This is a genomic window from Tateyamaria sp. Alg231-49, assembly GCF_900143535.1.
Classification (GTDB): Bacteria; Pseudomonadota; Alphaproteobacteria; order Rhodobacterales; family Rhodobacteraceae; genus Tateyamaria.
In genome coordinates this window covers 1-11,844 of record NZ_FRFA01000034.1, presented here as the reverse complement: position 1 = coordinate 11,844, position 11,844 = coordinate 1, and the positions used below count along the sequence as shown (strand labels likewise).

12 protein-coding genes and 1 pseudogene are annotated in these 11,844 nt (G+C 53.2%); 3 read left to right on the top strand and 10 right to left on the bottom strand.

Annotation, left to right across the window (positions count from 1 at the left end):
* Together DHN60_RS22780 and DHN60_RS21965 are read right to left on the bottom strand one after the other, a co-directional pair.
* Positions 1–159 (bottom strand): annotated as a pseudogene (locus DHN60_RS22780) (IS110 family transposase); the annotation flags it as partial.
* A 329-nt stretch (positions 160–488) separates the two neighbouring features.
* Positions 489–1,982 (bottom strand): BCCT family transporter, encoded by a 1,494-nt coding sequence (locus tag DHN60_RS21965; RefSeq protein ID WP_108839434.1) that lies wholly within the window; start codon positions 1,980–1,982, stop codon positions 489–491.
* A 415-nt stretch (positions 1,983–2,397) separates the two neighbouring features.
* On the opposite strand from DHN60_RS21965, the gene DHN60_RS21960 reads away from it, so the two are divergent.
* A complete protein-coding gene (locus tag DHN60_RS21960; RefSeq protein WP_159089345.1) occupies positions 2,398–2,538 on the top strand; it encodes a hypothetical protein in 141 nt (46 codons plus the stop codon).
* Between the two features lie 346 nt (positions 2,539–2,884).
* Here the strand turns inward: DHN60_RS21960 and DHN60_RS21955 are convergent, their stop codons facing one another.
* From DHN60_RS21955 to DHN60_RS21925, 7 genes are all read right to left on the bottom strand, one after another.
* The gene (locus DHN60_RS21955) at positions 2,885–3,244 is read right to left on the bottom strand and encodes a cytochrome c (protein WP_234423748.1); all 360 of its coding nucleotides are present in this window, start codon (positions 3,242–3,244) and stop codon (positions 2,885–2,887) included.
* A 268-nt stretch (positions 3,245–3,512) separates the two neighbouring features.
* Positions 3,513–3,830 (bottom strand): polymer-forming cytoskeletal protein, encoded by a 318-nt coding sequence (locus DHN60_RS21950; protein ID WP_108839432.1) that lies wholly within the window; start codon positions 3,828–3,830, stop codon positions 3,513–3,515.
* Positions 3,831–4,006: 176 nt separating this feature from the next.
* Entirely contained in the window at positions 4,007–5,143 is a 1,137-nt protein-coding gene (locus DHN60_RS21945; protein ID WP_234423747.1) for a DegT/DnrJ/EryC1/StrS aminotransferase family protein, read from the bottom strand.
* Between the two features lie 4 nt (positions 5,144–5,147).
* Positions 5,148–6,293 carry an acetyl-CoA carboxylase biotin carboxylase subunit family protein gene (locus tag DHN60_RS21940; RefSeq protein WP_108839431.1) on the bottom strand — a complete coding sequence of 382 codons (1,146 nt, stop codon included), beginning with the start codon at positions 6,291–6,293 and terminating at the stop codon, positions 5,148–5,150.
* Between the two features lie 28 nt (positions 6,294–6,321).
* Positions 6,322–7,401: a Gfo/Idh/MocA family protein gene (locus tag DHN60_RS21935; RefSeq protein ID WP_108839430.1), complete on the bottom strand. Its 1,080-nt coding sequence runs from the start codon at positions 7,399–7,401 to the stop codon at positions 6,322–6,324.
* Between the two features lie 138 nt (positions 7,402–7,539).
* Positions 7,540–8,493, bottom strand: coding sequence for a fatty acid desaturase (locus DHN60_RS21930; RefSeq protein WP_108839429.1), 954 nt, complete (start codon positions 8,491–8,493; stop codon positions 7,540–7,542).
* Positions 8,490–9,194, bottom strand: a complete 705-nt coding sequence (locus DHN60_RS21925; RefSeq protein ID WP_159089344.1) for a class I SAM-dependent methyltransferase — start codon at positions 9,192–9,194, stop codon at positions 8,490–8,492. Before DHN60_RS21925 ends, DHN60_RS21930 begins: the two co-directional genes overlap by 4 nt.
* A gap of 28 nt (positions 9,195–9,222) precedes the next feature.
* Between DHN60_RS21925 and DHN60_RS21920 the strand changes: the two genes are divergently transcribed.
* Complete coding sequence (locus DHN60_RS21920) at positions 9,223–10,161, top strand: hypothetical protein (protein WP_234423746.1); 939 nt, start codon at positions 9,223–9,225, stop codon at positions 10,159–10,161.
* Positions 10,162–10,168: 7 nt separating this feature from the next.
* Here DHN60_RS21920 and DHN60_RS21915 read toward each other — a convergent pair whose 3' ends face one another.
* The gene (locus DHN60_RS21915) at positions 10,169–11,128 is read right to left on the bottom strand and encodes a hypothetical protein (RefSeq protein WP_108839427.1); all 960 of its coding nucleotides are present in this window, start codon (positions 11,126–11,128) and stop codon (positions 10,169–10,171) included.
* 466 nt (positions 11,129–11,594) lie between these two features.
* Between DHN60_RS21915 and DHN60_RS21910 the strand changes: the two genes are divergently transcribed.
* Positions 11,595–11,844: transposase (locus tag DHN60_RS21910; protein ID WP_159089342.1), on the top strand; the 250-nt coding region annotated here is incomplete at its 3' end.

Here is an 11,844-nt window from a genome sequence, read left to right as displayed (position 1 = left end):
AGCTTCAATACCGACCAAACATGGCTCGAGGCGTTCAAAAAATGCCAGGACTTGCGCCCGTCTCAGCGCGCGGTTGAATACAACCTCACCATGGTCGTCGATACCGTGGATCTGAAAAATGTTCTTGGCTAAATCTAAACCGATTGTTGTAACTTGCATTGGGTGGCTCCTCTCAAAAGCGGTTCATAGCAGCTGCAATATGGCGCATTACGACGCCGGGTGATGCAGGAGCCATCCACCCCATCCGCAACTCGGTCATTGGTCGACGATGCGGCGAACGTCCGCTCCGTCCCGAAACTCCGCCGTTCAGACCGGTTCCGCGAACCGCGGCTTTAAGCCTGATGCAGACGTCGGCATCATCGCGAAGTCCCCAAGACCAGCACCTTGCGAAATTGGTTATCAGGGGTTGGGTCGAAAGCTCAACCAGATGAGAAACCCTATATAAGCGAATACACTTACGTTCAGAATTGAATCGATAAGATCGCCTGTCATTTTTGCTCCTCCCGCCTCAATGACCGAAACAAACACACGACAAGCACTGGAACAATGAAAACGAAAGCGATAGCCGACAAAGCTATGATCGATCGCACCATGGCAATGTCTCCCACCAGCACCATTGCCAATCCGAGAGCCCCAAGTATGGCGCCCCAGACGGTACGAATTTTGGGTGATGGGTTCTCATCGCCACCTGTGCCGATCATTGCGAGTGTAAACCCTGCGCTTACGACGCTCGTAACCACAAACAAGAATGCAGCCACAATCGTCGCGGTATGCGTGATACCACTTAGGGGGAAGCGATCGAGCAATGCAAAGGTGGTTGCATCCAGGTTTTCGCTGTTGATTGCAGACAATGCGCCTTCCTGTTTGAGTGCATCAAAAATGCCCAAGCCCCCGAACACCCCGAACCACAAAATAGAAAACAGCGTTGGCGCGACGATCACACCAATAAGAAACTCCCGAATTGTGCGACCGCGGGAAATTCGAGCGATGAAGATGCCAACAAAGGGTGACCACGCCAACCACCAAATCATGTAATTTAGCGTCCAGGACTGGAACCAATCTACGATACCCTGATCGAAAAATTCGGCGGTCGCGAACCCGGCTGGAAGAGCGCCAAAGGCATACCGACCAAACCCCGAAACGATGCTGTTCATAAGGTAAGATGTTGGCCCCAAAAGTAGGAGATAGACCAGCAAACCGATCGCAATCATCATGGCCGCGTTCGACAACTTGGCCATCCCATCACCCAAATCGCGTCTGAGTGGAATGACAAATGCGATGCACATTGCAACGAACACTGGAATAGTCAGGACGCCGGGGTCTGACATGCCAATCAACCCCGCCAGTCCCGTTTGGACCTGGAATACGCCCATGGCAAGCGACCCGGCCAAGCCTACGGCAATGGCGACGATCGAAAGCAAATCAAAAACCCATGCCAGCATTCGGACCCAAGTTTCATCACCGAGCGCCTCGGTAAGGGGAGCGCTTAGCAAAAGAGTGCCGCCACGACGGTAGGCAAAATAGGCTATGATAAGACCAACAACCCCGTAGATGGCCCATGCGTGCAAGCCCCAGTTCAGGTAAGTCACAAAAAGCCCATATTCGGCAGCCTTCGGATCTCCGGTGAATTGGCGAATTTCTTCGAAGTGAGTGAGCGGTTCGGCGGCGCCATAAAATAACAAGCCAACCCCCATGCCCGCCGCAAACAACATAGCAATCCAAGCCGGGGTCGAAAATTCGGGTTCAGCCGCATCTGGCCCTAGGCGAATTTTGCCATAGCGTGAAAACGCAAGATACAGCGCGACAAAGAGCAGACCACTCGCTTCAAGCATTATGAACCAGCCGCGACTGTCAAATTGCTTAGCAACCGCCGATGCGGCGAGGCTTCCTAACCCCTGCGGGTCAATTATACCCCAACCAGCGATCGTGGCACTGATTGCGAGAGCAACAATCAAGAGTGGGCTCGGGGAATTGCCTTTCATGATTTACAACTTTCCTGGCTGAACGAAGAGCACCCTAAGTGCGATGGGTATGAGACATTGGGTGCTGTGGAAGCGCGTTCAATCTGTTTGCCCCAAAGGGTTTTTTAATGAACTACCGTTTACGGACCAAGGTGTCCAACGCTCCAAACTTCAAGTGCTTCGCCGAAGGTCCCATTGTTCCGTGTTGCGGTCTTTGGTGGACTATGCGGCGAATGGCGGCGCAGACCGCCGAACGGTCGTTTGATTTCCTTTCAGCAAATGACCGCTATGCGGACGAATAGGAGACATCGGATCGGTTGCCGTATGATCTCAGGTGACAGCCTTGTGCGGAGGAACACTAAAAGCCTCGTAAGATGTGTGGTCCGCAAGCCAACGGCATGCTGCCCCGAACAAGGTGTCATCGGACAACCGGCGCATGGTCAAAGACATAGGCCTTTGGGCACTGCGCGACGAACTGTTGCGCATCGAAATTGAGGAGGAGGGGGGCTCATCGCGCTATCGCACCCTCATGCTCAGCGAATTTACGACGCTGCCGCTGAACTTGACCGCCTGCTAAGGGAGAATGCCCATGAGCGATTGTAGCGATGAGTGAGGTCCTTGGACCCCATAGAGGCCGTCGCTCCGCGAACTGAGGTGCAGCCTGACGACCTTGTGCAGGCCGACCTCTACATCAGGCCTAACCGCTGCGGGACAATCGAGCGCCCTGACTGTGTGCGCGGGTTCGAGTTCGTCGTTTGAAACGGAGAATGTTTCACCCTCGATCCCATGGGCATAATGCCCGGCGACATCCGTTCAACGCATCTTGTCGAGAGGGTTCGACTCAACGGCGCCGGATTCTCGGCCACAAGCAAAACGGCAGAGGCAGTTTAATTCCGCTTCGCCTGACTGGCATTCTGCGCAAGTTATTGCTGAATGCTTTCAAGATAGAACAGCAGCCCCGCCAACTCACGAGGGGTCGGGGTCAGTATGCCTTCGATTTCGACTGGAACCAGGTCCAATGCCATTTCGTCGCCAAATTGCGGCATGACGCGTGCCAGGTGACTGTCGACGGGATCACCGTAGATATAAGCCAGTGCGCGCGCCTCAGGAAATGTGCCACCATTCTCAGCGCTGAGTTTCGTAAGGTCGGTAGGCGTACCCTTCAGAGCGCGCGCGCTCGGGCCTGCTCCTCGTGCATCTGCTCCGTGACACGAGGTGCAGTTCTGCGCAAAGAATGCCGCCCCATCAGACCGTGTCGGCATCGACCGGTCTTCGTCGACCATGTCCGTGCAGGACGGGAGGGACAGAGGTATTAGCCCGACACATAGAAACTTTATTATCAACTTATACATATTTGTGCCTGTCGCTTTTGGATTTTGAGATCGCTCAGATTTTATGTGCCAAGGAACGCGGATTTTAGAGCCATGACGCCTCACATCTTGGTCTGAAATGTACCCGAGCATGCCAATTGCAGTCGTTGATGCAGGTCAAAACCACCATGGATAGACGTGCGCATCGCGTGGGCCGGACGTATCGCGCCTTGTTTCCTGTCTATCTTTTGCCGGTGACTTTGAGCTTGCCGACAACTTCCGCCCCGCTTTCGGTCGTCATCGCCTCAGCCTCAACATCGGCCTGAACCGAGGACGTCGACGCTAATGTAACGTCGTCGCACTTCAGGCTGCCTTTGAGCTGGCCGGCTATGGTGATAGTGCTGGCTGAAAGTCTACCTTCAACAGAACCGCCCGGTTGAATAGCGATTGCAACGGCGGTTATGTCTCCGGCCACTTTACCGCGGACATCAACGCTTCCTTCGCTTGTCTTGATGTTGCCGTCGATTGTTAAGTCGTCTTCAATCACTGAACTTGCCAATCTATGTTCCTCTCAAAGTGATATGTGAACCGTAGAACGGCTAAGGTGATATGAAAACCACGTAGGTGAGCTTCGTGCACCTTTGACGGAGACCAATCGCAACCAGTTAACCAGCTTAAAAACGGCCTTCGGCGGTCTTGCGCCATATTGCAGGGCAGGTGGTTGCTCAATCCAAGTTATGCGGTAGTGCCGTTCAGAAACACCTCCGCAATCATGTCCACGGCGTCCACTCCCACGCCGCTGTGATACGGCAAACACAGCACTTGTGATTTTACTTCTTCCGCGACCGGCATGTTCTTGGTCGAAACGATCTGCTCGGATTGATACGGGACAAAATCCGTGCAAATCGGGTGAAAATACTTGCGAGCGAAGATGTTACGGCGCTTCAGGGCCTCATAAATATCGTCTCGCGATCGACCGAACTGTGCCTTGTTCAAGATGACGGGAAAATATTGTTCCGCGTTTTCTACATCGGGTTGATCTGCGGCCAGACGTACACCGTCAAGTCCGGATAGGAAACTCGTATATCGCGCTCTCAACTCACGACGCCGCGCCTTTTCCTGTTCGACAGCCTTCAGGTTCAGCAGACCAATCGCTGCCTGAACTTCGTTCATCTTTCCGTTGATGCCGATATCGACAACCTCTTCTTCGTTCTTGATTCCGAAGTTTCGCAGGAAATAGATCCTCTCTTTGTAGTCTTCGTTCGGCGAGGCGATCAGCCCCCCTTCGAGGGTGTTAAACAGCTTGGTTGCATGGAATGAAAAAATAGAGGCATCCCCGAATTGAGAGACCGGGATCCCGCTCTTCCTGGCCCCGAACGCATGCGCTGCGTCGTATATGACCCTGAGATTGTATTTTGCGCCAAGCCGTGCGAGAGCGTCGACGTCGCAAAGCGTGCCATAAACATGCACGCCTATGATTGCGGATGTGTTTTCCGTGATCGCGAGTTCCACCGACTCTGGGTCCAGAGTGAGCGTTGTATGGTCGACATCGGCAAACACAGGCTTCAGACCGTTCCACGCAATCGCGTGAGCTGTTGCGGCGAAGGTCAGGGGAGTTGTGATGACTTCGCTCTTCGGAGGGAGGTCCAAAAATTTGAGGGCCGTCAGCAAAGCGATGGTCCCATTCCCGAACAGCATCGTTGTTGGCACACCAAGATGTTTCGAAAGTTCTGCTTCCAATTTTTGATGCATTGGACCGTGATTGGTCACGTGTTTTGAAGACCAGATTTCTTCAAGCAAAGGCGCCAATTGATCGAGATCGGGCAGAAGAGGGCTGGCCACATATACGGGATCGGACATTTTTGGCTCCATACGTCTAGGCCAACGTAGCACTATAGGCGCGACGCGACATGAATCGTTCGAAACATGCCTTCAGATCAGGCGTATCGCCCGCTTGGACAAAGAGCACGCCAGCGCGATTTTGCTGATTTGGCAAAAGCTCCATGCCCATTGCGCCAATTGGATAAAACGCCCGGACAACCTCGGGTGGGTTCAGGTCAACGCCTGCAAAAACCGCTCTCGCTTCGGACGTCACCGTGTGTCGCAAGATGTTGCTTTGTGCCCGTCTGGTTGATTTCGGTTTGTCTCCGGTGAAGTAGGAAGCGTAACGCGACGCATAATCAACGCCCGAACTGAACTCTATCAGACGCGCATAAAGGTCGCCGGGGCACCGGCGCATCACCTCCACAATCACCGGGCCGCTTGAGCCATCGATAAACTGAACGTGCAAAAGCCCGTCTCTTAGATCCACAAACCGTGCCAGTTTTTCCAGCGCCCCTATAATCACTTGCGCTCGTTCCTCTGGATAATCCTGCACAACGTAGCTTGTGTCGACCGCATAGGGGTTTACCGAAGATCCTTCCCGCACAAAGAATCTCTCCGCGACCGTTTTGTTTTCCAGAAAGGCCGAACAACTGTATAGGAGGCCGTCGCAGAAGGTTTCTATGATTGTTTCGCCGGACCGGCTGTGTTTTCTGGCACGCTCCAGAGCGTTTGCAAGCGCATCATGCTGACGCCCGTCGAACACACTGACGCCTCGACCACTGTAGGCGTCCACCGGCTTGCAAATGAACTGTCCGGTGATTGGGAACTCGGCATCGCTGTGGACTCGGGGGGCTGGCAGGTCGAGTTTGGCGCAAGTCTCGCGAAACGCCTGTTTCGATCCCAGGATCAGGGTTGTGTCAAGGCTGTCAATGTAGCTGTCAGCCAACGGAAGCGCGGCACATGTCTCCAGTGACACGTCAGTGCATCCCGGAACAACACAGTCAATCGACAGGCGTTCTATATGCCCTGCGACCGCCTCGACATCACTATAATCCTGCGCAACCCAACGATCCGCGGCGCGCTTCGCAAGCATGTCTTCTTCCCGGTTCCCCATGACCCAGACGTCGTGGCCGAAACCAAGCAAGGCCTCGTAAACCGGAGCTGCGGAAAAGCCGGTATCGACAAGAAGCACTCTCATCTGCGAGGAAACCGTGGATGTTTACACATCAAGGATGGCCTGCCTGTGTTGTCATCTCATCCAGTGCCACTGTTGCTCCAGTCCGAATAGATTCAGCGATCGCGTCGACGACCCGCATGTTTTGCCATCCATCCTCCGCCGATACCTTCGGAGGGGCCAAACCCCGGATCACGTCGACGAAGTGCTCAATCTGACGTACCAATGGGTCACAGCGTTCCGATGGCAATTGCTCGGTTTCGAAGGGCTCCCACCACGATGCCTCCTTGTCTGATTTATAGTAACAAACCCGCATCGACGGAAAATCCATAGCCCCACGAGTTCCGGCAAAGTGATAGCATGTCTGTTGCGAGTAGTTGGGATAAGCTGGGTTTTCGCCGCTTGTCATTTCCCAGCTTTTCCGACTCGCCGCGGCGTCGGATAACAAGTATGTCCCCAAGGCACCGCCGGAAAAGCTCAGGCTCAGGGCCAGACTGTCTTCCACGTCGAACCCGCGCATGGCGTTGCTTGATAACGCGGCAACAGACATGACTTCGCCTGCGAGATGTCGCATGAGACCGATCTCGTGTATCAGATTTATCAGGATCGGGCCGCCTCCGGATTTCGTGCGCCACGGCGCGGCTTCAAAATAGGATTGCGGTTTGTAGAACAAGGCAGACCCTTGCAGCGCAACGAGTCTTCCAAACTTTTCGGAGGCAAGGAACGCCTCGGCGGTCGTTAATAAAGTGCTGTGGGTTCTGTGATGGCCAACAAGTATGGGCACGTCCGCATCGCGGGACAAGCGCGCCAGTTCGGCGGCCTCCTCGAGTGTTGCTGTTACCGGCTTTTCCACCAAGAAAGGTACGCGCGCATCGATACAGACACGGGATTGCGCGTAATGATATTTGTTTGGTGAGCTGATGATCACGGCATTGGGCTTGACCCTCTGCAACGCATCTTCGAAATCCGTGAAAAACTCTGCGTTGAATTCCTCGCTGAACGCTCTGTTCTTAGGGTGGTTGGGCGCCACCACGGCCACAAGTTCGCAATTCTCGTTTTCTTTTAGGCGGAGCGCGTGCTGGCGACCGATAAGACCAGGGCCCGATAAAAGAAAGCGTAGAGTGGTTGTCATTAAGCTCTCGAATACTCTCAAAAAAACGCAGGATCCACCCTGAACGCTGTGACAACGTATGCCATCAACTGGGCGCACGAAAGTGATTCCCCGCACCGAAGATGCCCTTTCTGGATTGGCGTCACCGGGTATCGTTGCTTATGCCGCCTTGCTGAGGTCGAGTTCGCGATGGAAAATCCAGAATTCTGTCAGAAAGAAGCTCAGGTTCTCTTCATTTTCGAGCAAGCCCTTCTCAACAAGGTTTTTGTGGAGTTCTGGCAAGTTGTAGTAAGGTATGCCGGGGAACAGGTGATGTTCGCAGTGATAGTTCATTCCAGCGTAAAGGCCTGATAACCAGCGCGGAAGAACCAGTGTGCGAGAATGCCCCAGAGGCCCGGCGTTTTTATAGGCGGACAATCCGATATGCTGAGAAGCGGCCAGTAGTCTATTTGGCGCCGTTGCGGTAAAAGGGGTCAGCCAAAAAATCACCCCGGCTACAGGACCGGCAAGTAAGACCCATCCAGCCAGCAATGCCAGTTGAAGCAGCAATATCTGCCGGGCATGCTTGGTGATCGCTTCGCTCTTTGGTCCAAGCGACGAAAGTGCAAATGGTCGAAAGGAAACCGTCTTACCGATACTGTTGAGCATCAGATAAAGCATTCTACGCCAAAACATTCGCAGGTCTACCGTCAGGTAGAATACCCAGTCCAAGCGATTGAACGGCTGATGAGAATGCGCTTCAGCGTCGTCGTCAGCGAACGTGTGGGCGTGATGGTAACCGTGGCTTTTTTCGAAAAAAGCCGGGTTATTCCACATTAAGTAGCTGGTGAAAGTAAAGAGCCGTCTGTTTAAAGATTTGTTTTCAAATACTTTTCCATGAAACAGCTCGTGTGATAGACCAGCATATCCGACAAACTGAAAGATGGCGGCATTGACGAGAGCCAAGACCGCGAAAATCACATAAAAGCCCGCCTGAAACACTACCAGCGCCAGCCATAACAAAGCAGTGTGTGTTACCACCCGCATCGCAAGATTGAAGAGAGGCGGCGCATTGCGCGATTTACTGAGACGGCGCAACTCGTCGCGCGTCAGAATTTCAGAAGGACGGATCATGCCTGTTTTCGTATTTCGAAGGCGCACAGGCTTCCGGCAACGTGAAAGACCTCAGAACAATTGTCTTCATTTGATAGAAACTCTGTCACGCCCGAATGGATCCCTGAACTGTAATCGTGCCATACGATTACGCCATTTTTGACGGCTTGTCTGATGCAAGCCGTGTCTGCCGCGACAGTCTCAAGATCATGCCCGCCGTCGATGAATGCAAAGTCGATTCTTCCTATGTCATCCGCATAATTTAGTGTCGTGGAATCTTGCCGAATGAGACGTAATCTCGCCAAAATGCTTTCAGGTAAGTCGGCCAGGTACGTCTCGCCGATTAACTCTCTTTGCTGGGTCAAATATCTGTCATTGTAGTCGCCATCGTTCAAAACCCTGACCAGGTCGAAACCGTCCTTTGTGGTACTATCCCCCTGCGGCAAATCGACTGAGTAAATGATTGCGTCCGAGGAGTTTTCGAGCAGCATCCTGGTGGTGTAGCCCAGAAAGGTGCCAATTTCGACGATCCGTTTGGGGGTGCAAAAATCCATGAGCGACAGCAACACGATTTGATCGACAAGCGTAACACTGCCAATTTCCACTGGTGGGAAGAGCATCTTTGTAGGCCGAACGCCGAAGGCCTCCCGGTGAGGTTCGAGCAACTGTCGAAGTTTAATGGTCTTTACACCGGGGCCTTCGGCAGAGAGTTTGTCAGCCAACGCTGATAGGGACTGTTTTTGTTCCATTGTGTTCCAGAGTTGCCCCGGTCAGGGATTGCGTTGCCACTTACTTAAGCGCAAAGTCAGGTCGCGTCAAAAAACTACCAAGAGTGAATGCATGTCATCAGATTATCAGGATTCCGCCTCATTCTTTGAAGAAGAGATGGCGTTTTTCGCGGGTGCGCGCAGGCGCGCCGCTGCATCGACGCAAGAACAGCGCCTCGCGTGGCGGTCTGAGACTGTCATGCAAAGGCGCACGCGGAATTCCAAGGAGGTGTACGATCTTTTTGGCGGCGAAATACGGTACGGTCCCTTCGCAGGTATTCGGTTGGGCGACGATTTGTGGTGGGGGGCACCGGATCTCGGTGCCATCATGCTCGGGGTCTACGAAAAAGAGATCCTCGAGTTATTGACTTCTGACGCGTTCAGTTACTGTGACACACTTATCAGTCTCGGCACAGCCGATGGGTACTATCCTATTGGTATGCTAAAGACGAACCGCTTGGCGCGCGCGATCTGTTTCGAGATTTCCGAGAAAGGTCAGGCGGCATTACGCTCGAACGCAGCGCTCAACGGCGTTGAAGACAGAATCGAGGTCCATGGAGAGGCAGACGCGGATTTTCTTTCCGCCCTCGATATTGACGATTTTTCCCGCATCATTGTGCTCGTTGACGTTGAGGGTGCGGAGTTTGACATTCTGACATCGGACGTTTTGCGAAAACTCATGCATGCTCAAATCGTGATCGAGATTCACAACTGGATTGACGGTTTTGAAAACAAATACGCTCAGTTTCTAAAGGATGTGGGCGAATTTTTTCAATTGCGTCGTGTCGAACCGGTTGAGAGGCACATAAATTCATTTGAAGAACTCGATGAGTTCACCGACGATAATCGGCTATTGCTGTGCTCCGAGGGCCGCCCCAACAAAATGCGTTTCCTGCATCTCACCCCGCGACAGGCCGATTAGAGAAGCGTCATTCAAACCTTTTGGCGAGCGTGGCAATGAAATGCTCTACTTGTTGCTCTTCTACGCCTTGTAGGGCGTCCAGAGTTTCTTTCATCAGATGCTTGGTGCGCAGGGCGATTTCAATCTGATCGGGCTTGTCGCCGTACGCAATGCCCCACCGCTCCTGTTCTGGGCGCCAATCCGCCTCAGAGAGGCCTGGCACCGGGGTCACGACAGCGATGCACCCGCACAGAACAGCGTAAGTTGAGTACATTGTGTGCGGATCGTCGCAATAGAAGCGTTCGGATTTATTGAAAATCGCAGCAATCTCTTGATGGGGCAGTCCGTCAAGCGGCGTTGCTGTACGATACGCGTCGCTCGTGTTGATGTTCAAAAGCGCCCCTTTGCGCTGCATTCTGCAACTGCCTGACCGGTTTTCCTGCTGTTGATCATAGTAAATGTCGGACCGGATCCATTGTAACCTCAATTCATTTTCCGGAGGTATCCAGTCATGACCCTCGATGAAGGCCTTCTGGAAATAAAAGATCTCTTCAGCCCCTCGGTCAATTTCGACGCCTTGGCCGGTATGCGCGCCCGGCGTGAACAGGATCCAACGTACCACCGAAGAGGCGCCCAGCGGATTTCCGGCAATGACTTCCGGATACACCACGATGGGGTCTTGCTTGAGCACCGACAGCGGCGCTAGCGGTACATCCATTGAGGGGTGGGAAAAGTGCTTGGCTGATTTGGCGACTTTCGTGATGTGTCTGTGGAGACCCTTGAGACGCCTTTTCCATGCGGGCATACTGTTGGGGTATGGCTTTAGGGGGGGATAGGCGTAGGCGGACACACCGGCGCGCCGCAGGCTGTCGACGAGTTTATGGAGCACGATTGCGCCACCGGAATTTTCGTCAAAGGCACCAACTGCGACAACAAGGGGCCGGTTCAATTTCGGTACTGTCATCGATTGTGGATCTTTCCAGTTCATGGTTGAATTTTTTCGCCATCGTTCGGGACATCGACAGCTCTCAAGGCACTTCAGTTCGCAAATTTATGTCATTTTTGCAGGCACTGAATGCAATGAAAATGCATCTCAGAATAGCCTTATGGCCCTTCCGTCTCTGGCTCATTTACGCGGCGCAGTAATACGCGTGGTTCCTTTTACCTGCCACGCACTCCCGCCTTTGTGAAACTGTACGCGCTAAAATCGAGGCAATCACGCGCGACGCTTTGTCCTTCGTTCCACTATGCTCCGCCCGCCAACTGGTGTCGACACATGCAAATGGCTTCATCACGCGCAGAATTTTAACTTGGGCGCCAATGTTGTGTTACTTGCAGGCAATGGCTCGTTTTTCCGCACAGCAGTCGTTCATACAAGACGCATCGAATGACTGCTAGTGATCCTCCCCCTTTGAATCGGTCCGCCCCTATAGTTAGGAAACGGAGGATCAAACATGGGAATCAAACGTCACAAGCCGGAAGAGATTGTCACGAAGTTGCGGCAGGTTGAGGTATTGTGCGGTCAGGGAATGCCGCGCATCGATGCAATCCGTCAGGTGCAGATAACCGAACAGACATTCTATCGTTGGCGCAAGCAATACGGAGGCATGGGGACGGACCAACTGAAAGAGCTCAAACGTCTTCAGAAGGAGAATGACCGGTTGCGCAGAGCTGTGTCGGACCTAACGCTCGATAAGCTCATCC